General features: G+C 43.0%; 24 protein-coding genes. 9 read left to right on the top strand and 15 right to left on the bottom strand.

Annotated features, from left to right (window positions below; translation table 11 throughout):
* On the bottom strand, positions 1–565 hold a 565-nt coding region (locus C170_RS07660), incomplete at its 3' end, for an IS1182 family transposase (protein ID WP_036608028.1).
* 249 nt (positions 566–814) lie between these two features.
* Here C170_RS07660 and C170_RS07665 point away from each other — a divergent pair.
* From C170_RS07665 to C170_RS07675, 3 genes are all read left to right on the top strand, one after another.
* Positions 815–1,132: a winged helix-turn-helix transcriptional regulator gene (locus tag C170_RS07665; RefSeq protein ID WP_017688544.1), complete on the top strand. Its 318-nt coding sequence runs from the start codon at positions 815–817 to the stop codon at positions 1,130–1,132.
* 146 nt (positions 1,133–1,278) lie between these two features.
* Entirely contained in the window at positions 1,279–2,157 is an 879-nt protein-coding gene (locus C170_RS07670; protein ID WP_036608031.1) for an SDR family oxidoreductase, read from the top strand.
* 231 nt (positions 2,158–2,388) lie between these two features.
* On the top strand, positions 2,389–3,369 hold the full coding sequence (locus tag C170_RS07675) for an aldo/keto reductase (protein WP_036608033.1): 981 nt from the start codon (positions 2,389–2,391) through the stop codon (positions 3,367–3,369).
* 75 nt (positions 3,370–3,444) lie between these two features.
* Here the strand turns inward: C170_RS07675 and C170_RS07680 are convergent, their stop codons facing one another.
* The 3 genes from C170_RS07680 to C170_RS07690 form a co-directional block, all read right to left on the bottom strand.
* Complete coding sequence (locus C170_RS07680) at positions 3,445–3,816, bottom strand: iron chaperone (RefSeq protein ID WP_036608035.1); 372 nt, start codon at positions 3,814–3,816, stop codon at positions 3,445–3,447.
* Between the two features lie 128 nt (positions 3,817–3,944).
* Positions 3,945–4,418, bottom strand: coding sequence for an HIT family protein (locus C170_RS07685; protein ID WP_036608038.1), 474 nt, complete (start codon positions 4,416–4,418; stop codon positions 3,945–3,947).
* A 186-nt stretch (positions 4,419–4,604) separates the two neighbouring features.
* Positions 4,605–5,645, bottom strand: a complete 1,041-nt coding sequence (locus tag C170_RS07690) for an NAD(P)-dependent alcohol dehydrogenase (RefSeq protein ID WP_036608039.1) — start codon at positions 5,643–5,645, stop codon at positions 4,605–4,607.
* 190 nt (positions 5,646–5,835) lie between these two features.
* Between C170_RS07690 and C170_RS07695 the strand changes: the two genes are divergently transcribed.
* Positions 5,836–6,249: a MerR family transcriptional regulator gene (locus tag C170_RS07695; protein ID WP_017688550.1), complete on the top strand. Its 414-nt coding sequence runs from the start codon at positions 5,836–5,838 to the stop codon at positions 6,247–6,249.
* Between the two features lie 99 nt (positions 6,250–6,348).
* On the opposite strand, the gene C170_RS07700 is transcribed toward C170_RS07695, so the two are convergent.
* Complete coding sequence (locus C170_RS07700; protein ID WP_036608044.1) at positions 6,349–6,927, bottom strand: TetR/AcrR family transcriptional regulator; 579 nt, start codon at positions 6,925–6,927, stop codon at positions 6,349–6,351.
* Between the two features lie 289 nt (positions 6,928–7,216).
* Between C170_RS07700 and C170_RS07705 the strand changes: the two genes are divergently transcribed.
* On the top strand, positions 7,217–8,140 hold the full coding sequence (locus C170_RS07705) for an AraC family transcriptional regulator (protein ID WP_036608050.1): 924 nt from the start codon (positions 7,217–7,219) through the stop codon (positions 8,138–8,140).
* A gap of 133 nt (positions 8,141–8,273) precedes the next feature.
* On the opposite strand, the gene C170_RS07710 is transcribed toward C170_RS07705, so the two are convergent.
* The 5 genes from C170_RS07710 to C170_RS07730 all read right to left on the bottom strand — a co-directional run bounded on the left by C170_RS07710 (position 8,274) and on the right by C170_RS07730 (position 12,227).
* Positions 8,274–9,296 (bottom strand): NADH:flavin oxidoreductase/NADH oxidase, encoded by a 1,023-nt coding sequence (locus tag C170_RS07710; RefSeq protein ID WP_036608053.1) that lies wholly within the window; start codon positions 9,294–9,296, stop codon positions 8,274–8,276.
* Between the two features lie 112 nt (positions 9,297–9,408).
* The gene (locus C170_RS07715; protein ID WP_017688554.1) at positions 9,409–9,753 is read right to left on the bottom strand and encodes a rhodanese-like domain-containing protein; all 345 of its coding nucleotides are present in this window, start codon (positions 9,751–9,753) and stop codon (positions 9,409–9,411) included.
* Between the two features lie 51 nt (positions 9,754–9,804).
* Positions 9,805–10,449 carry an SDR family oxidoreductase gene (locus C170_RS07720; protein ID WP_036608056.1) on the bottom strand — a complete coding sequence of 215 codons (645 nt, stop codon included), beginning with the start codon at positions 10,447–10,449 and terminating at the stop codon, positions 9,805–9,807.
* Positions 10,450–10,586: 137 nt separating this feature from the next.
* Positions 10,587–11,012 (bottom strand): MarR family winged helix-turn-helix transcriptional regulator, encoded by a 426-nt coding sequence (locus C170_RS07725; protein WP_036608058.1) that lies wholly within the window; start codon positions 11,010–11,012, stop codon positions 10,587–10,589.
* Positions 11,013–11,198: 186 nt separating this feature from the next.
* Positions 11,199–12,227, bottom strand: a complete 1,029-nt coding sequence (locus C170_RS07730; protein ID WP_036608060.1) for an ABC transporter substrate-binding protein — start codon at positions 12,225–12,227, stop codon at positions 11,199–11,201.
* A gap of 210 nt (positions 12,228–12,437) precedes the next feature.
* Between C170_RS07730 and C170_RS07735 the strand changes: the two genes are divergently transcribed.
* On the top strand, positions 12,438–13,250 hold the full coding sequence (locus tag C170_RS07735; protein WP_036608062.1) for an undecaprenyl-diphosphate phosphatase: 813 nt from the start codon (positions 12,438–12,440) through the stop codon (positions 13,248–13,250).
* An 87-nt stretch (positions 13,251–13,337) separates the two neighbouring features.
* On the opposite strand, the gene C170_RS07740 is transcribed toward C170_RS07735, so the two are convergent.
* Together C170_RS07740 and C170_RS07745 are read right to left on the bottom strand one after the other, a co-directional pair.
* Positions 13,338–14,516 (bottom strand): MFS transporter, encoded by a 1,179-nt coding sequence (locus C170_RS07740; protein WP_036608064.1) that lies wholly within the window; start codon positions 14,514–14,516, stop codon positions 13,338–13,340.
* A gap of 144 nt (positions 14,517–14,660) precedes the next feature.
* Positions 14,661–15,518, bottom strand: coding sequence for an arginase family protein (locus C170_RS07745; protein WP_036608067.1), 858 nt, complete (start codon positions 15,516–15,518; stop codon positions 14,661–14,663).
* Between the two features lie 105 nt (positions 15,519–15,623).
* Here C170_RS07745 and C170_RS07750 point away from each other — a divergent pair, with 105 nt between their 5' ends.
* Positions 15,624–15,989, top strand: a complete 366-nt coding sequence (locus C170_RS07750; protein ID WP_036608870.1) for a winged helix-turn-helix transcriptional regulator — start codon at positions 15,624–15,626, stop codon at positions 15,987–15,989.
* 140 nt (positions 15,990–16,129) lie between these two features.
* On the opposite strand, the gene C170_RS07755 is transcribed toward C170_RS07750, so the two are convergent.
* Positions 16,130–16,600 carry a GNAT family N-acetyltransferase gene (locus tag C170_RS07755; protein ID WP_051447065.1) on the bottom strand — a complete coding sequence of 157 codons (471 nt, stop codon included), beginning with the start codon at positions 16,598–16,600 and terminating at the stop codon, positions 16,130–16,132.
* A gap of 218 nt (positions 16,601–16,818) precedes the next feature.
* On the opposite strand from C170_RS07755, the gene C170_RS07760 reads away from it, so the two are divergent.
* Positions 16,819–17,484: an MBL fold metallo-hydrolase gene (locus C170_RS07760; protein WP_036608070.1), complete on the top strand. Its 666-nt coding sequence runs from the start codon at positions 16,819–16,821 to the stop codon at positions 17,482–17,484.
* Between the two features lie 237 nt (positions 17,485–17,721).
* Here C170_RS07760 and C170_RS07765 read toward each other — a convergent pair whose 3' ends face one another.
* Both C170_RS07765 and C170_RS29990 read right to left on the bottom strand, forming a co-directional pair.
* The gene (locus C170_RS07765; protein WP_036608072.1) at positions 17,722–18,345 is read right to left on the bottom strand and encodes a hypothetical protein; all 624 of its coding nucleotides are present in this window, start codon (positions 18,343–18,345) and stop codon (positions 17,722–17,724) included.
* A 16-nt stretch (positions 18,346–18,361) separates the two neighbouring features.
* On the bottom strand, positions 18,362–18,709 hold the full coding sequence (locus C170_RS29990) for a DUF3888 domain-containing protein (protein ID WP_162158959.1): 348 nt from the start codon (positions 18,707–18,709) through the stop codon (positions 18,362–18,364).
* Between the two features lie 315 nt (positions 18,710–19,024).
* Here C170_RS29990 and metE point away from each other — a divergent pair, with 315 nt between their 5' ends.
* On the top strand, positions 19,025–21,319 hold the full coding sequence (gene metE / locus C170_RS07775; RefSeq protein WP_036608075.1) for a 5-methyltetrahydropteroyltriglutamate--homocysteine S-methyltransferase: 2,295 nt from the start codon (positions 19,025–19,027) through the stop codon (positions 21,317–21,319).
* The last annotated feature ends 27 nt before the right edge of the window (positions 21,320–21,346 follow it).

Below are 21,346 nucleotides of genomic sequence, written 5' to 3' on the forward strand. Positions count from 1 at the left end.
TTGTTTTCGGTGGGAATTTATCCTTCATTTTTTCATCGATCTTGTAAACGGATTTTCTCAACAACTTAGACTTTTGCATTAATATTTCTTTGGGTGATAGCTGATTAAATCGCGCTTTCGTATGGGTGGCATCCACAATAATTGCGCTGCTTTTGATAATTTCTTTCTCCAACGCGATCTTCATGGTCTTTTGAATTAGTATGTCGAGGAGGTTCACATCTTTCAAGCGAAGCTTGCGAAACTTCGTTAGTGAACTAGAATTAATGACTTCATCTTCAGGCGCCATATCTAAAAAGTACTTAAAGGACATGTCATATTTAGAACGTTCCACAACATCCGCATCGGATACATCGAAAATGGATTTCAACAATAGGTATTTGAACATTCGAATGGGAGGCACTGCATTGCGACCATTGTCGAGGCAGTATCTATGCTGCAATTCTACCTGAACAAATGAAAAATCTACGAGATCATTGATTTGACGAAGCATATTATCTTTAGGTACGACGATATCGTATATGTCCATAAATGCACTAAGGTTAAGAGATTGTTGGTTTGAAATCATCCGAGACACCACCTGAAATTAATCATTTAATTATACAGGAAAACAAATATCCCTCCTCAAAAAAATGAGGAGGGATATCTGTTTATAGATGTTGGACTTTTTCAGTGGCCTCCAGCTACACTAGGGGCATCTTTTTTTTGTGTCCTGGCATGGTTCATACCCTGAATGCGCTGTAAGCTATACACCACTTTATAAATTCGATAAAATGAACAAAACATTAGTTGATGCTTTTGGGAGGGATACATAAATATGAATATAGAACCTGTGGAGGACCGGTGTCCTGTTGAGTTTGCAGTCAATATGATTGGTGGGAAATGGAAGTTATTAATTATAAATCGTCTCATCCGCCATTCAACAATTCGATTCAATGAATTACAGAAAATGCTTGACCCCATTACGCATCGCACGTTAACCAGGCAATTACGAGAACTTGAAGAAGCTGGTTTGATAAACCGTGTTACCCACCCTGTAGTTCCGCCTAAAGTCGAATATTCCCTTACAGAAAAAGGACAAAGCCTAACTTCGATCTTGTTTCAGTTAGGTGATTGGGGATCGAAACATATGTAAAACGCCTTCCCATAGTATCCCAAGGGATACTTTATATCATTAATGTGCGTACTTACGCTCCTATTCTAAATCCGTTATGCTGAGGTCAATGCTGAGTGTTAACTCATTCATTCCAATCACATATTGAAAGGAAGTTATTGACCACTATGACACAGAATGATCAATTTTTAGTATATGGGGCATCGGGCTCCCAAGGCGGCGCTGTCGCTCAATTACTCGTTCAACACGGTTGTGAGGTTCGCACGATTACTCGAAATGAGGCAACAGCCAAAACACTAAAGGAACAAAACATTGAAGCTTTCATCGGGGATCTATCAGATGTGGAACAGCTCCATACGGCGCATGAAGGTGTAAGTAAAGTCTTCCTGAACCTGCCGGTGGAGTTCAATCCGGATAAGATCAGACAATATACCAAAAATGCAATTGATGCTGCTATACAGGCAAACGTTAAATTGATTGTAGTTAACACAGGTACCTATGTTCCTGACCCTATCACCCATTCCAAAGGAATTGAATTGAAACGTGAAGTTATCCACGAATTGCAGCAAAGTGGTCTTCCATATATCATTGTGGAACCCGTTGTATACTTGGAAAACTTCCTGATTCCCGGAATACTGAACAATGGCGTTTTGGCCTACCCGGTACCAGCAGACAAGCCGATCTCCTGGATTAGCTTAAACGATGCAGCTCAATTCCACTATTATGCCTTGACTCATTCGGAATTGGCAGGAAGCATTATCCCAGCACCCGGATTAGAAGCCCTGACAGGTACACAATTAGCGGAACAATTCAGTGCTGTATTAGGTGAAAAGATCAGCTTCATGTCTCTTCCTTTTGATCATTTTGAAGCAGCGATTCAGCCTTTGTTGGGAAGTGAGACAGCAGCAGGTCTTAAAGGATTGTACCAATGGATTGATGGGCATACAGATCTTCTTCCACGGTATGAAGAGTTAGATGATAATATCAAAGCCAATCTTAAATTAACCAAAATAAGCGATTGGATTCATCAAACAATGATTAAATAATATTTTATGAACAAGCCATTTGAATCTCCAACGGAGAAACGAGTGGCTTGTTCTTTTTATATGAGAACTTTAATGGGCTCAACTGATTCAAATTCAGAGATTCTGATAGGATTAGGCAAAACTTTGATAGAAATGTGGTACAGGTTGTTCCCTTCATTATGACATAATAATGTGTATATAGATCACCCTACAGGTGGAAATAATAAACATTAGAAAGGATTTGAACATGACATGGAATATACTAAACTTGGTAATACAGGCTTGGACGTATCTCGATTTTGCCTGGGATGTATGGGATTTGGGGATGCCAGTAAATGGGTTCATGAATGGGTACTGAATGAAGAAAATTCTCGCCCGGTGATAAAGAAAGCGCTGGATCTAGGCATTAATTTCTTCGATACAGCGAATGTATACTCTCTGGGTACAAGCGAGGAGTATCTTGGTCGGGCGTTAAAAGATTATGCCAATCGGGATGAGGTTGTCATTGCAACCAAAGTACACGGACAAATGCATCAAGGACCCAACGGTTCTGGTCTTTCCAGAAAAGCCATCCTGAGTGAGATTGATAAAAGCCTGAAACGATTGGAAACCGATTATGTGGATCTCTATATCATTCATCGTTGGGACTACAATACGCCTATTGAAGAAACCATGGAAGCCTTACATGATGTGGTGAAGTCCGGTAAAGTGAGATATATTGGCGCTTCGGCCATGTTTGCATGGCAGTTCCAAAAAGCATTACATGTAGCAGAGAAAAATGGTTGGACCAAGTTTGTCTCCATGCAAAACCACCTGAATCTCATCTACCGTGAAGAGGAACGAGAAATGTTGCCTTTATGCAAGGAAGAAAAGATTGGTGTGACTCCCTACAGTCCTCTTGCTTCAGGCAGGTTAACCCGTGACTGGTCCGTATCAACACTTCGATCCGAGACAGACAAAATTCAGAAATCCAAGTACAATGCGACAAGTGATGCGGATCGGCTTGTTGTTGAACGAGTTGCATCCATTGCAGAAAAATACGGTGTCCCTCGCACACACATTGCACTTGCCTGGTTGCTGCAAAAAGACACTGTAGCGGCACCAATTATCGGTGCCACCAAAATATCGCATCTGGAAGATGCGGTAGGTGCTCTTTCTGTTAAGTTGACCTCAGAAGACGTCTCATTCCTTGAAGAACCCTATGTACCTCACCCTGTAGTAGGTGCTCAATAATCGCTTTTGCTTAAAATATAGAAGACCTCCTCTTTCCATATCCGGAAGTTGGGGGTCTTCTTTTTATATCGCGATTTATTTGCGCCAAAATGTTGAACATTCTGCCTTATCCGCTATATTGAACTCAATCATTCTCTCAAGTAACGAAAAATCAATCTCCTGTTTCCACTTCATCCGCACCAACTCTTTGGTGTGATCATAACCCGCCTGTGTGATCTCTTCCGAAAAACGATTAATTCCTGCCTTCTCGGGAGCAACAGCCAAGTGTTGCTTGGATACACTAAAGCCAATAATAAAGGTCTCATGGTCGGTAAACATCGGTTGATTCCAGGCTATTTTTTGTTTTAAATTCGGGAATTTTTCAGTGACCCAGTTCAAAACTTCTTCCGTTCGTGCCTGGTGTTCCGGGTTATCGATGCGTGCTGTAAATTCTGCAAAGGTCTCCATTAGTTTCCCCCTATAACAAGAAATCTACTACTTATATTGTCCAATTCAATCTTATTCTATCATGAATATCAAATTCAAAAACCCTTATCTGCCGATAACTCAACAAAAAATGAGCAGCCTGCTAGACTTTAAATGTTTTCTTTTATCCAAGATCGCAACTGATCAGCATAGAAAGCGCGTTCATCTGGATCGGACGGAGAACCTTTTGTCAGATACAGTTGATCATTCACGTATCTAGGGTAAACATGCAGATGATAATGCCACACGTCTTGATTGCCAGCAGGTTCATTATGTTGCCGTGTCGAAATCCCATCACATCCATATGTACTTTTCATTGCAAATGCTGTAAGCTGAGCCGCGCGGTGAATTTCAACAGCGTAATCCGCAGGGAGTTCAAAGATGTTCTCGAAATGTTGATTCGGAACAATAAGAACATGTCCTTTATTGTTTGGCCACCATTTGCCCGCTATAAATGCCGTTACCATTTCATTCTGATAGATGATATCCCTTTGTTTTGTTCCCTGATCAGGTCGCTCGATACCCCAAATACGACAAAATGGACATTCGTAACCTTCAGGCTGATGTGAAAATGATACTGTCATCTTTCTCATTCCACTTCTTTCATGTTTACTCACTAGTTATTAGACGCAGGTATCTTCTGTTCGTTGCGAAAAGAGCACGGGTTGTAGAATGATCAGGAATTAACAAACTGAAAAGCAAAAAGCAGCTGACCTTGGCGGCAGCTGCTTTTTTTCTATCTTTAACTATCATTATTGCACACTTCACAATTACATGGTGCTGATATCAATAACAAAGCGATATTTCACGTCGGAAGCCAGTACACGTTTGTATGCTTCGTCAATCTGGTCAGCGGAGATGACCTCAATGTTAGGTGCAATATTATGTTCTGCACAGAAATCAAGCATTTCCTGTGTCTCACGAATGCCACCAATCATGGAACCCGCGAATGAACGGCGATGACCGATAAGAGAAAATACGTTAACAGCTAAAGGCTCTGCAGGAGCACCCACGTTCACGAGTGTACCATCGAGTGTGAGCAGTGAGAAATAAGCGTTAATGTCAATATTCGCACTTACCGTGTTAATCATCAGATCAAATTTGCCTGCAAGTTTCTCGAATGTTTCCGGCTCGCTGGTGGCAAAGTAGTGATCTGCACCAAATTGTAGTCCATCTTCTTTTTTGCTCAAGGATTGGGAGAGAACCGTTACTTCCGCACCCATCGCATGTGCAATTTTGACAGCCATATGACCTAGACCACCCATACCTACAACGGCAACCTTCTTACCTGGGCCAGCTCCCCAGTGATGAAGTGGTGAATACGTCGTAATACCGGCACACAGCAAAGGTGCAGCAGCATCAAGTGCAATGTTATCAGGGATGCGAACGACGAAATCCTCTACGACAACAATATGAGTTGAATATCCACCTTGCGTAGGCTCACCGTATTTGTCTACTCCAGCGTAAGTTTGAATATTTCCTTTGAGACAGTATTGCTCTTCACCTTTGCGACAGTTAACACATTCACCACAAGAGTCCACCATACATCCGACCCCTACTCGGTCACCGACCTTGTATTTGGAGACTCCGGTTCCTACATCGGTTACAATCCCGGCAATCTCGTGTCCAGGAACGAGTGGATAATTCACAGGGCCCCATTCACCGTGGGCAGTATGGATGTCAGAATGGCAGATACCGGCATATTTAATCTCGATTAATACATCATTAGTATCCAGATCACGTCGTTTAATTTCAGCACTTCTGAATTGTTGGTCTGGTCCGTCAACGGCTCTGGCTTTAGCTATAATCAATGGGATAACCTCCTCGTAATTTAAAGTTCAAAATAATCTTACTCCCTCTAGTTAACTCTAGGTCAAATGTTTATCTTACTTTTTTATCTCCAACGTACTTTGACATGTTGTATGCAGCATGGTAGAATTCACTCGGATCATCCTAGAGTTAACTCGAAGTCTACCCCCAGTAGAAAGGAATTTTATGAAAATGACCTATTCAATCGGTGAAGTTGCCAAAAAATTAGACCTTACGGTATATACATTGCGTTACTACGACAAGGAAGGACTCATGCCTTTTGTGGAACGTACCACGAGTGGAACACGTTTGTTCAAAGACTCCGACATTGACTTTCTAAAGATCATCCAATGTCTGAAGCTGACCGGGATGCCTATTAAAGACATTAAGGACTTCATTGAATGGTGCTCTGAAGGGGACTCCTCGCTGAAGCAAAGATATGACATGTTTACGGAGCGAAAAGCTATTGTGGAAGCACAAATGGAGGAACTAAGAAGAACCATGGAAGTCATCGAGCACAAACGCTCCTACTACGAAACAGCTTTGGAGGCTGGGACCGAAGAGATTCACAAAATTAAACCGATGGAAAATGCCATCACCAATTGATGGTTCATGCTTTCTATTTTCTAAAATTAGCGCAAAAAAAAAGTAGCTTGAAGTCCTCTAACGGATTTCAAGCTACTTTTTTGGGTATGTCTCTACTCATCATTTTTCCAAAAGTTTCATCGTTACATGGATAATCCGGTTTAATTTTTCCTTATCCGTCGAGGTTCTTGCCATGGCTCTAATGCCGACAGAAATATTGTGCAGGTACTCTGCCATTTCCTTTGCATCATGATCAGAGGAGAATTCTCCCTCCCGCTGCCCCCATTGAATGAGTTGCTCAAACATCTGCTCTGCTTCATTAAATGAATCAAGAGATCGCGTATCCACGTCCGGATCGCGTGTGCCTAGCTCTACGGCGGAGTTCACGATCAAGCATCCCGATGGCGTATCCTCTACTTCACTGATCATAACTTCGAAGATTTTATGCAGTGCTTCCACTGCCGTCTTGGATGCCTTGATTTCTGCAAGTAATGTGGTGCTGACCTTACCTCTGTAACGATCCATTGCCTGCAAAAACAGCGAATGTTTGTCGTCAAATGTATCATATATACTTCTGCGATGAATTCCCATATGCTCAACCAGGTCACTCATCGACGTTTTCTCGTAACCTTGTTCCCAGAAGATCTTCATTGCTTTATCCAACACTTCGTTCACTTCAAACTCTTTACTTCTAGCCATTCGACTTCCCTCCCAAAATCAATCTAACACATCGGGAACGATCAGTAAATAAAAGATACAGATACCCTTTTCATTCTCATCTAATCATATATTAGCTGAACCGTAAGTGTATATCTTCTGTACTTGTTGTATATCATGACCTGTGTACTTGTGATTATGTAACCAGCAATCAGAATGTCTTATCCATTCACATCAAATGTTTGCCTATTCCTATCCGTTTTCTACCGCCTTTGGTCAATATACGATAGAATGTGATTATTATGTTGTGAGGAAAAAAGGAGAACTTTGCATGTCTGATCAAATACACGAACAACAAAACGAATTAGCCACACTCATTGACGGTTATTCCAACAAGGATGGGGTGCACCCGACGGCAATCCCTTCATTATCTCTAATCCGTGAATCGGTCGTTACTGAACCTATATTTAGAGTGAATGAACCATCCTTCTGCATTATCGTTCAGGGTGAGAAAGAGGTCCTGCTAGGACAGGATCGTTTCCGGTATGGTCCAGGAAGTTATATCGTGGCAACCGTGGACTTGCCGGTTAGTGGACAAGTGATTCAAGCCTCGTCTGAGGCTCCCTATCTGGCCCTGAAACTTGAATTCACATCCAGTGAGATTCTGGAGGTATTGAACCATTCCGATTTCCCAGCAAGACCGCGGAAAACAACGAGACGTGCGATGTTTGTCAGCCAAGCTGAGCCTTCTCTGCTGGATGCAGTCGTCAGGTTAGCCCGTTTGTTGGAAGATCATTCGGAAGATATCCCACTACTCGCTCCTTTGTTCAAAAAAGAAATTCTCTATAAAGTTCTGAAAGGCCCACATGGGACTGCTCTGGAACAAGCTACCATGGAGGGCAGCCATACCTATCGAATCAGAGACGTTATTGAATATATTATGAATCACTCTGAGCAAAATTTTCGGGTTGAGGAATTGGCGGATTTGGCCAATATGAGTACTGCCTCGCTGCACAGACACTTTAAAGAAGTGACTGCCATGAGTCCGATTCAGTTTCAAAAACAACTTAGGCTGCAAGAAGCGCGCCGCTTGTTATTATCCAAGTCCACCGATGCAGCAGATGTAGCATTTCAGGTAGGTTACGAGAGCCCTTCCCAATTCAGCCGTGAATATTCTCGCATGTTCGGATTTCCGCCCAGAGAAGATATTAAACGCTTGAGAAGCGGAAGCGATGAGCCAACTACCATCTCTTGACTGGTTACTGGCTAATATCGTTCCTTTACCTTGTATAGTTTAACCTCAAAAAGGACTCCTTCTGTTTTATTAGAGGAGTCCTTTCTTATTTCTGTATTAATGAAGATCATTTAATCGTTAAATTATTAATACATTAAAAACCATTCGTATATTGTTTTGGAACGTCCGTTGTCTTGCGCAAAGCAGACGCAGCTTCCAAGGCCCAGTAAGGATTTCTTAACAACCCTCTTCCGACTGCAACGAGATCACCTTCTTCATTGCCGATAACTGCATTCGCCAATTTCGGGTCGTCCAGTCTTCCAACAGCAATCACGGGTACATCAAGAGCTTCTTTGATTGCTTTAGCGAGAGGTACTTGATAAGCTGCGTGAGTTCCTGGTCTGCCCGATGCACCAATAGGTCCCTCGCCACCAGATGAGATGTCAAATACGTCAACACCTGCCTCTTTATAAGCCTTGGCAAACTCGGAACTTTCGTTAATGCCATAGCCACCTTCGACGTATTCTTTGGCTGAAATACGCATCATCAAGGGCATATCCTCGGGCATCTCTGCCTTTGCAGCCTGAATGATCTCCCGGCCAAATAACGTTAAATCTTGACCATATTCGTCTTCTCGCTTGTTTGTTAGTGGAGAATGGAACTGATGAATCAGATATCCATGTGCGCCATGAAGCTCAATCGAATCAAAACCAGCTTTCACAGCACGAGCTACAGCACTCCGGAATTTTTCAACCATTCCTTTTACTTCATCCGTTGTAAGCGCTCGAGGTTGCTTGGAATTCTCATCAAAGGCGATCGCGGACGGAGCAACTGGAACCTCAGCATCTTCTGCTTTGCGGCCCGCATGAGCAATCTGAATACCAACCTTGGCACCATAACTGTGACACGCATCTACGATCCGCTTCAGAGCCGGGATCTGTTCATCTGACCATAACCCAAGATCATAATCTGAGATTCGGCCATCCGGCTCCACATCTGTCATTTCAATGATAATGAGACCTGTTCCTCCCACGGCACGACTTACGTAGTGCATATAATGCCAATCTGTTGCAATACCATCTTTTTGCTCAACTGAATATTGGCACATTGGAGCCATTACAACTCGGTTTTTAAGCTCTAGGCTTTTAAAAGAATATGGACTAAACAAATCTGTCATCAAAATAAAACTCCCCTTTTCATGAATCATGTCTAATAAAAATGCATGCGCAAGCATCAAATAAATGCCTACAATTAATAACTCCGTATGATTTAGAACTCACATATATCTTTTACTTCATCACATAAAGACATTCAAACCCATGCTTTCGCAAAATACGAACAGCCTTTTTGGATTGAAGCATACCAGGTGACATTATAATTACGTTATCTTCTCGAAGAAGGTATTTTTCCCATGTGAAAGCAAGGCGTCCCAATGAGATGTTAATCGTATCCGGAGTAGGATTAGCCATATAATCCGTCGCATCTCGAATATCAATCACTTTATACTGCCGAAAATCACGCTCTTGTCTGAGAAATACTTGATAATCTATATATTCAAGATTGCGTACTGGCCAAAATTGACGTACAACGATGAAGATACCTAATATGAAGGTCAAAAGCATCAACATAATCATTGTATAGCCCTCTCTTAACTCATCAGATATCGTTGAAAATTTTGTTTTGGATCAGAGCCCACTCAATGCCTCAGATATTGTATCCTCACCAGCGATTAGATCAAATGAACGCTTGTAGGTATTCTTCTCACTCAAACTGGCCAAAATCACATGAGCTACATCTTCACGAGCAATGTTACCGGTTGTTATATTCTCAGCAACAGTAACTTTACCTGTTCCCGGTTCATTCATTAGAATCCCTGGACGTATAATGGTATATGTTAATCCACTGATCTCTAACAATTTATCAGCATAGTGTTTCGCTGCATAATATGGAAGGATGTTATCATGCCAGTTCTCACGATTATTGGCTTGGATCGCACTCACCATGATAAATCGATCAATACCCGCTTTTTGAGCCGCTTCAATGGTTTTCCCGGCACCATCCAGATCAATCAGGAGTGTTTTATCATATCCCGTTGTACCGCCAGAACCAGCTGCAAATACAATGGCATCACTACCCATTGCAGCATCCGCAATCGAGTCAACCGTACCTTCCAAGTCGGCAAGCACCGTTTCCACACCCTGTGTTGCCAATTTGTCTGCCTGTTCTTGTTTTCGTACCATGGCAAGAACGGTGTGTTCTTCACTATTCTTCAAAAGATGAATAAGCTGTTGACCAATCTGTCCATTTGATCCTACAACGAAGACCTTCATGTTCAATACCTCCTTTATACAAAATCACCGCACCCATATTAAATTCATGCGCATGCATTTAATTTAACGGATATATTAATGAGTGTCAAGTCTTCTTATAGGGTAAATGACTACATTACCCTATATTTCCCCTAGCCTTAGAACAATTCTTTAGTGAGGTTCTCTAATCGAGTCTCAAATCCATCCTGTTCCAATTCAGTTTGCAAGACCTGATTAAACGTTTGAAGTGCTCTCTTGTATTTATTCTCTCCAAGCTCCGTAATTCGAGTGTAAATGCCACGCCGGTCATCTTCACATGCATGTCTTTCCAGAGCCCCACAGTCTTTGGCTTCCATCCTAACGACGAGCCTGGAAGTAGCACTTTGGCTCAAGCCTACTAGTTCTTGAAGTTGCTGTAGGCGTAATTCCTTACCCTCCGCATTATATATGAAGTTTAACACATAAAATTCCTTCAAAGATAAGTCATATTGTTGAAGCAGAGCTTGTTCCAGCTTCTCGTTCAGATGGGTATGAATGTTAGAGAAAGCCAACCAAACATTCAAACGTTCACTCTTTTGCTGCAATCTAGATCACCCCACTTGATATTTAATGTTCATCAGCTGTTATCCTATTGTATCAAGCTTAATTACATTGGTCAAAACCCATCCAAGTTCGACTTATATAACATCCTAAGCTCATAAGAAGAGCATTTCCCCGTCTTGTACCGACGTTTGGAAATGCTCCAGTATTACCATTTATGCAGTCTAATCTTACTTCGCGGTAAGCAGGCTATCGGAAATAAATTGCAGCTGACCTTCCAACGTTAACGGATCGTTGTACGAGTCTGAAGTCGGATCAAGCTGGAACACATGATTTGCCTTCACCGCAGGCAAGTTCTTCCATAATGTATTATCATATACGATCTTTGGATCGGTTGTATCTCCCGACCACGGGCTGGTGAAGATGATATCCCCCGCATACTCCGGTAATAGTTCCATGGAGATTGAAGCCCATCCAGTTCCGCTGTCAATCGCTTCAGCTTGGGCCTTGGCTGGTGCCTTGAGATCAAACTCCCCGTAAATAATTTCACCACCTCGACCATAGTTATGACCGAATACAAATAATCCTTTGGCGTATGGATTCAGTATGGAAACGGTACGATCGCCTACAGCTTCCTGAACCTTGGGCTTCAGTTCGTTGATCTTCGCTTCCCATTCAGCATTCCAAGCTTTCGCTGCGTCTTCTCTATTGGTGAGCTTACCCATTTCAAGCATTAGATCCTTGAAATTTCGCTTACCATATGCAATTTGTACAACAGGCGCAATCTGCTCCAGCTTGTCGATACCCTCTGTTCCAGTGTACACGATAAATAAGTCAGGTTTTAAACTGATTAGTTTCTCTGGTGTAGGCTCTTGACCCAGATCACTGGTGCCCGCCGCTGCAAGTTGATCCTTGATATATTTGTTGTTCATCGCTCCTGATAAAGCGCCGACTACCGGTGCATCCAGAGCAACAAAGTAGCCTGTCGAAAATGATGTCAAATCAATAATGCGCTTAGGATTCTTCGGTACCTGAACTTCGCCTGCATCCGATTGATATGTAACCAGTTCCTCTTCGGCAGTTGCCGTTGATTCAGCGGAAGAAGCTGAATCCGAGTCCGTCTTGGTTTCTGTCTCCGTAGCCGCATTCGTGCTGTCCCCGTTTGTACTATTGGTCGTAGCAGACTGACCACATGCACTAAGTACAATCAGCAAGATAAGTGCCATCATGATCCATATTGATTTTATCTGTTTACGCAAAATAAACCCACCTTTTCGTTGATATTGATAATCGTTATCAACGATATCATGCTATGCAGGATTTGACAAGCTATGTTTACTGCACCCCCTCTATGAACTCTAACTTGCAAGTCACCAAGTTAAACAGCTATCATCAATAGAGTAAACCATTCACTTTTTTTTAAAAAGAGAGTTTTGAAAAGCCAATGAAACGTAATCAAGGAGGACAACATGGAAGAGATTATATTGTGGTTAAAGTATTTGTTTTTAGGTATTGTTCAAGGTGCGACGGAGCCAATCCCCGTCTCCTCAAGCGGTCATCTGATCATCGCCCAGAAACTTATGGGCATCAAGCAGAATGGATTGTCATTTGAGATTTTAACAAACACAGCATCACTTATCGCTATTATTTTTATTTTCCGGGAAGATATCAAAAAGTTGATTATTGGTGCATTAGGTTACCTGCGTACTCGTAAAGAAGAATATCGAGCAGACTTCATGTTTTGCTTATACATAATTATTGGTACGATCCCTGCTGCTGTCGTTGCAGTCCTGTTCAAGGACCGGATTGAAGAAATCTTCTCATCCGTATATACCGTTTCCATCGCGCTATTAATCACCGGGGTTGCCTTGTGGCTTATTCGTAATCTTCGTGGTCGCAAGCAAGACGGTGATCTGTCTACGAAAGATGCATTGTTGGTAGGTCTTGCTCAGGCGGTCGCTCTTATTCCGGGGATTAGCCGCTCAGGGGCAACTGTAATTGCGTCCATCGCTGTTGGCATGAAACAGGAAACAGCTTTGAAGTTCTCCTTTATGCTGTACATTCCCATCAGTATTGGCGGGCTTATCATGGGGGTATCCGACATTGCCAATGATCCGAATCGATCACAACTGGCTATCCCTTATCTGATCGCATTCATCACGACACTCTTTGTCACGTATTTCTCCATGAGATGGTTTATGGGCATTATGGCCAAAGGCAATCTGAAATACTTTTCGTATTACTGTTTTGCCGCAGGAACATTGTTACTGATCTTCTTGTAAAAAATAGTCCACACACCAAAAGGAACAACCAGCGATGGTTGTTCCTTTGTTGTATAGTGGCAGAACCTTAATGACCTATAGCAAGAGCTAGACGGTCAGGCGCGTAGCCTTGTTGCTTCTGTTAACCAGCTCTGTAGCCGCGAACATAACACTGAACAGAATCAGCAGGATCAGGGGTACCATTGACATTCCCCATTGGCTGGCTAGGAGTCCCATACCTAACGGGATGAGTGTTGAACCTGTATAGGCACTGGCCATTTCAAGTCCAATTACACTTGGGGATGCCTTCTCACCGAAGCGTTCCGGTGTCGCATGAACAATACTCGGATAGATCGGTGCTCCGCCCAATCCCACGATAAATAAAGCCCCTGCGGCAATCCAGTAAGGAATCGGCATAACCAGGATAACTAATCCGAAGCATCCGACGATTCCACCATATCTGATGAGATTTTTGCTGGATACATGAGTCGAAAGAAAGCCTGAGATTACACGGCCCAAGATAATGCCAATGAAAAATAGAGAGGATAGTGCTGCGGCAGTGCCTGGGGAAACTCCTTTGCTTCCGATGAAGAATGAAGCCATCCACAGACCGGCAGCAGTTTCGGAACCGTTGTAACAGAGCATCGCAATCATCGACATTTTCACGCCGGGGATACGTATGGCCTCACGGTTGCTTACGCGTTTCTTCTCATCACCTGAACCCTCTACTCTTCCCTTCTCAAAAATCTTCCATAGAGACAAAGTTGATAATAAGACCACCACGATCCCAAGCAAAATCAACGCCACAGTAACGTATCCTGCACGCCAGTTGTTTGCTTGATTCAGCCAATATGCCATAACGAGTGGGCCTGTCACTGCGCCAATTCCCCAGAAACAATGCAACCAGTTCATATGCTTGGCCTTGAAATGCAATGCTACATAATTACTTAGTGCCGCATCCACCGAACCTGCACCTAAGCCGAGAGGGATCGCCAGAATCAGTAAAAACACAAAATTCTCAGAAAATGAGAATCCCAACAGCGCGATCGTTGTTGAGAGGATACTGAATACTGTGACTTTACCCGTTCCGAACCGGTGTAACAATCGGCTGGCCGTTAGACTGGACACTACTGTACTAAATGAAATGATTAGCGATATGTAACCAGCCATTTCTGTTGTCGCATGTATATCGTTTTTCATAACGGACCAGGCACTGCCAAGTAAAGCATCCGGTAATCCCAGCCCTATAAATGCGAGATAAATAATGATTAACAATAACGTGACCATCTGGGTGTCTCTCCTCAGTTTGTTTAATTTCTGATTCTCGTCGAACCACCCATATAATAATATTGATATTTCTATCTGTAATCTTCCTATATTTTGACTCCTTATATCAGTATTCTGATATATTCTGGCGACTTATTACCTATATCACTGGTTCAGGATAGGTATTTCTCCAAGCAAATTCTTCAAGTTAATGGCATCCCACGGCATATGCTCAGTTATCCCTAATCCAACTACATCTGTTTCTTCAGACAGTTCTTTGATCAGATGAAGCAAGTGAGGTAATTGCATGGTTCCCGCTGGTGAAAACTCATAAGGTTCTCCTGGCTTGGCGAATAACAATGAACGGAACATGTTGGGATCAAGCACATCCAGATCAAGATGAATTGCCAGGTGTTTGAACCCAGTCTCTTTAATCCACTTCTTAATCGAATCCATGCCATGGGTTAATTCTTCAGTTCCAGCCGTTCGGATACCCAATCTTTGAATTACTTCGGTTTCCTGTTCCGTGGGGGTTGTCAACCCGGCCATGAAGACATGTTCGGGCTTCAAGGGGACACTCACATGTTTAGCAAACTCCGGATCGCCTTCCCCAAGAAGGTTCCCAAGCGGTAAAGTATGACCGTTGTCATAGCCCTCGTATCTAACCAGATCACCATGTGCATCAATCCATATCAAACCAAGTTCTCCGCCATATCGTTCATTTAAATAAGCAAACGGGGCTTGTTCAACCAAACAGTCACCGCCAAACATGACAATGCGATCGGGCTGGTGAGCTTGAATAATATGCTGGGCAGCCTCCAATTGCTGAAGTAGCTGTGCTCTGCCTTTTATCCCGTTCTCGCTTACCAGAGATGTTCCATCATAAGCGTCAACAGGAACATGAATGAGAGGTTGATCATTGTCAGGTGCAAGCCATGCCAGCAGCTCCGCTCCAAAAGAGTAGTTTGGATTATCTCCACCTTGCCATTGTGGCATAAGCAGACGTATTGTTTTTTGAGTCATCGTAAATCCCCTTTACTTCAAAGTAAGGTTAGTATAAACTGAGCCCAAACAAATAAATAGTACGGTCTTTTATGATAGGTACTACCCGGAAGGATAGTGTAAATGATGAGTATGGCTGAATACCACGGTAAAGTTAAAAACATTCAAGATACCCCTTTTGGATATACGTTGTCTGTTATTGGTGGTAAATGGAAAATGGTGATTTTATATCTTCTGGCAGAAAACCCACCTGTCCGTTTCAATGAACTAAAAAGACAGATCGGCGCTATCACGTATAAAACGCTGAGTTCACAACTCAAAGAATTAGAAGCAGATGGTATGGTCGAACGGAAAGAGTATCCCCAAGTCCCTCCTAAAGTCGAGTACCGTCTGACAGCCAAAGCTGAAACGTTATTGCCCGTTTTGGAAGGACTATGCGAATGGGGTGTCCAACATCAAGAACCTTCGATCAATAATAGCGCAACGGATTGAACGCTTTTGTCTATATTTCAGATGAGATAATTGGAGTAAATGCAGTATGTAAAATGCAAAAAGTCGCCAATCGGCGACTTTTTACTTTTTCTCTTGTGTTCCTCTGTCCGTTCAGCAAATAAAAGCTGTGATTCGTAGAATTATACTTTTTCGTGTACCAGATCTTTCTGGTAGGCCAACACTCTGTCCCAATTGCCACTGAAAACAGGAATTCGATAATACCCTACACGCTCATACAGCGCTGCAGCTTCTGGTTGCAAGGGACCTGTTTGCAGTTTCAGATTGGTATAACCAAGTTCGTTCGCAAGACGCTCTGCCTCGGCCAATATAGCTTGGGCAATTCCCTTACGGCGGTAACCACTGCGTGTATACATGCGTTTAACTTCTACAGATGTTTCATCAAGGGGTCTAAGTGCTCCGCAACCAACCGGATACCCGGCGATCCTGGCAACGATAAAAGCCGCACGGGGCACCTCAACGTCTGACAGTTGAAATCCCGCCGTTCCATCACCGCCATATAACAAACCGAGTTCTTCACTCAGTTCCTTGATCAATAGTAGCGATTCCTCGCTCCGAATATCTTCAGCTGCTGCATGCACGATATGTGTCATTCCACATACCCCCTTTATCTTATTGGACTTATTGGTTTAAATGATATATCTAAATTATCATTCCCAACAGCAAGCGTCAATTCCCCCATTCATTGAATATTTCTATAAGTACACCCTATAAACACCCCAACGTATCTTTTTGCAGTCTTTATTCGTTTACATAAGAAATATAACGAGCAACGATGTATATGAAATTCAACTCTCGGAGGTCTGATATTATGGAAATTTCAAAGGGAATAACGATGCTTCAGCTTGATTTTGAGGGGAATATAATTCACCCTGTGTTGCTATGGGATGAAGAAATGGTTGTGTTAATTGATACCGGATTCCATGGACAATATGACGATTTGTGTATCGCACTCGAAAAGATTGGTGTGCCGATCAGCCAACTTAAAGCAGTGATTTTGACGCATCAGGATGTGGACCATATCGGGTGTCTTCCCGAGATTTTGCAGGAGTGTGGCTCACAAGTCAAGATATATGCGCATGAGCTGGATAAACCATATATTGAGGGGCAGCTCCCTCTTCTCAAAGATGGTCACCTTGAACATCCTCCAAAGGGCAAAGTAGATGAAACGGTTACTGATGGTCAGGAACTGCCGTTTTGCGGTGGAATTCGCGTTATTCATACACCTGGTCATACGCCAGGTCATATCAGTCTATATTTGATGGACAGCAAGACGCTCATCGCCGGAGATTCAATGTACAGTGTAGACGGCATGCTTGGAGGCATTCATGAACCTACTACGCTGGATACAGAGACTGCTCGAATCTCTTTGAAAAAGTATATCGAACTCGACATTTCATCTGTGGTTTGTTATCACGGTGGACTAAGTCATAGGAATATAAATGAACAGATCTCAGAGCTATATAAAATGAACTAACGAATATTTACACTGGACACTCCGATGACAGAACAACCTTCCGATCGCTGTTATCCCCAGATTTTTTTATTCCGTCTTTAAAAGGGGAAATCCGAGGATAGCGCATGCTTCCGATGTAGCTTTCTTGCAGAAAGCTTGTAGGCGAACGCTCTGCTTCTTAATAATATTTCAATTGGTTGTTTAGCGAATAAATCCTGTATATGCCACTATAATTCTCTATAATTATGCATAGTCTTCCTATGGTTTGGCATACTGCAAAATGGCTGTAGCCGCACGAATTCGCAACTCTTCTTCTTCACTGTGTAACGCTTCTCTCAGCACCTGGAGAGCTGTCTGAATCGTGGCTTCATCTACTCCTGTTGAGAGAGAGTTGGTTGCTTCGGCTGTTATACTGACTGCAAGACCTCGATCCAGCTGTGCTTGTGATATGGGATACTCAAATTTCGCAAGAATGGCTGAATCATTTTGCAGTGCCTGCACTTTGCCATTCAGCTTAGCGAGAGGAATACGACCCAACCATGTAACTCCCCGACGGTGACAGATCAAGTCGTTTTCTGTGCCAGCGGAATCGTCGTAATAATAATCCCCGATATCCCCAACATACGTCCATTCATCATCGCTAATTAATACATAATCTCCATCCTGCATGAGGTTACCAAACATATGTAATGTCGCGAGTGTGCTCGCCAATTCTGCTTCATCCAAGGGATAGTGTTGAACCAACAGTTCCTTCCATAGTTCCGGGGGCGTATGCTCCAGATCCCCTGTACCTGACCAAGCAATACCAATATAATTGTCTTCCAAAAAGGATGTTACTCTGTTGATTCCGTGCACGGTGGACTGGATATGATACAGATTCATGCGTACCGCCTTCCTTTCAATCATTCGTATGAACATAGCTCACCATTGTAACATTAGTGGGGTCTATTTCAAATGTAATGATCTCTTTCCCATATGGCGGGTTATGTGGACCGTAGAAAGTTCTGACTTCCAGAACGGTTCGAAAGCTATAACCACCTTGTGTGTGCCTTTTAAGTTCCAATACGTGAATTTCATATAGCCCATAGTTAGGGACCTGCTTATGATTTTCCTGATAATAGCTGGTAATCTCACGGGCAATGTATGGGTTGAGCATCGTAAGTGCTATTGCCTTATAGTCATGCTCCTGTATGCTCTCAGGATCTGCATATGTAACATCTGTGTATAGAGAAACACTATTTATCATTAATGTTGCTCCAAGTATAAAGTGAAAAAGACGTTTCTGAAATCCCATACTCATCAACCTTTTTTAATTTCTATTATCCCGAGTGAATGCAAAAGCATACAAAATATGATTACGATCTATTATTTATCCATAGCTGAGTGGAAGGTTATTCTGTCATCGGAGTGGCAAGTGTAAATACTTGTTAGTTCAATTTATATAGCGTGCACCTTTTGATATAGCCCTAGGCTATAACTAGGTATAATTTAATGGAATTACATTATAACTCCGGATCTGTGATAAATTTTGTGTAACATAAAAGCAGAGGGGTTTTAAACGATGACAAAAAGTAGTGTATTGGGATATCCGCGTATTGGTGCTGATCGGGAATGGAAGAAAGCGTTGGAAGCGTTCTGGGCAGGTAAGCTGGAGGAAACAGAATTTCACGCACGTTTGCAAGAGATCCGCATCGATCATTTGCGCAAGCAACAAGCAAAAGGCATCGACATCATTCCGGTGAATGACTTTAGCTATTATGATCATATCCTAGATACGGCTGTGATGTTTGGCATTATCCCTAAACGATTTGCTTATGATGGTGGCTCGGTTCCATTGTCCGTATATTATGGCATTGCACGAGGAACGAAAGATGCCGCAGCAAGTGAAATGACAAAATGGTTCAACACGAACTATCACTACATTGTACCTGAACTGGACGGGGCTTCCCCAACTCTGACGGAGAACAAACCACTTCTCGCTTATCGTGAAGCAAAAGAAAAACTCGGCATTGAAGGCAAGCCGGTTATCGTTGGGCCGTTAACCTTCCTGAAGCTCTCCAAAGGCTATGATAAATCCGAGACAGACGCTTGGTTGGACCGCTTGCTTCCACTTTACACTCAATTGCTTCAAGAACTTGCGAGCGAAGGCGTTCAGTGGGTGCAGGTCGACGAACCTATTCTGGTAACCAAATTAAGCGATGAAGACGTACAGCGTCTGAATAAAATATATGAAACATTTGCAGCAGCCGTTCCAGGCCTGAATATCATGCTGCAAACGTACTTTGAATCTGTCGAAAACTACAACGACATTGTTGCACTGCCAGTTCAAGGTGTAGGACTTGATTTTGTACACGGACTCTCTGGTAACACACAATCTATTCGGACATCCGGTTTCCCGGCAGACAAAGTGCTCGGAGCAGGTATTATTGATGGACGTGGGATCTGGAAAGCTTCCCTTCAAACAAAACTGAATTTGCTGAATGAATTAACTGAGTTCGTGACGCCTGAACGTATCATCGTGCAATCATCTTGCAGCCTGCTGCATGTGCCAGTAACGACAGTCCGTGAGGCAAAACTGACATCTGAACTGAAGAATGCACTTGCATTTGCAGATGAAAAGCTGGAAGAGATTGTTCTTTTGACTACAGCCTTATCTTCACCAAGTGCAGAGATTACTGCCAAAATAGACGAAGCAGAGCTTCCTCTTCAAGCGCTTCAGCAATCCGAAGATCGAAACCGTACCGCTGTACAGAAAGCCGTTGCTTCTATCAGTGTTCAACAGCCAGAGCGCTCCCGTCCTTTTGCAGAACGTCATGAAGCCCAACAGGTCAAATGGCAATTGCCACTCTTCCCGACAACAACGATTGGTAGTTTCCCACAATCTGCTGAAGTCAGAAAAGCACGTCAGTTGTGGCGTAAGGGTGAGTTGAACAACGAACAGTATGCTGCCTTCATCCGGGATCAGATTGATATCTGGATCAAGATTCAAGAAGAGATCGGAATTGACGTACTGGTACATGGTGAGTTTGAGCGTACCGACATGGTTGAATTCTTTGGCGAGAAACTGGCCGGCTTTGCCTTTACACAGTTTGGATGGGTACAATCATATGGTTCACGTTGCGTGAAGCCACCTATTATCTTCGGTGATGTTGCATTTACGGGTGAAATGACAGTGGAAGAAACGAAATATGCCCAATCGCAGACAGAGCGTCCTGTCAAAGGCATGCTGACTGGCCCGATTACCATCATGAACTGGTCATTCGTACGCGAAGACATTGCTCGTGAGCAGATTGCCTATCAATTGGCGTATGCTCTGAGACAGGAAGTCGAAGCACTTGAACAGGCAGGCATTGGTATGATCCAGGTTGACGAGCCGGCTGTTCGTGAAGGGCTTCCGCTGAAAGAAAATGAACAAGCCGATTACCTGGCTTGGGCAGTCAAAGCGTTCCGTATCTCCACGTGCACGGTGCATGAAACGACTCAAATCCATACGCATATGTGCTATTGCGAATTCCATGACATGATTGATTCCATTGAAGCTATGGATGCAGATGTTATCTCCATTGAGACATCCCGTAGTCACGGTGAACTGATTCATAGCTTTGAAGAAAATACGTATGAGCTCGGTATCGGTCTTGGCGTATATGATATCCATAGTCCACGTGTTCCAAGTGTGGATGAAATGAGCAGCATGATTGAACGTGCCCTGCGTGTTCTTGATCCGAAGTTGTTCTGGATTAACCCGGACTGCGGATTAAAAACCCGTGGACAGGAAGAAACGGTAGCTTCTCTGCGTAACATGGTTGACGCAACCAGAATCGCTCGTAACAATCACGCTTCAGCTGCTGTATTGTAATCGGCTGCGAAGCAGCATAACTTCAAA

It is taken from the genome of Paenibacillus sp. FSL H7-689, from assembly GCF_000517905.1.
GTDB classification, from domain to species: Bacteria; Bacillota; Bacilli; order Paenibacillales; family Paenibacillaceae; genus Paenibacillus; species Paenibacillus amylolyticus.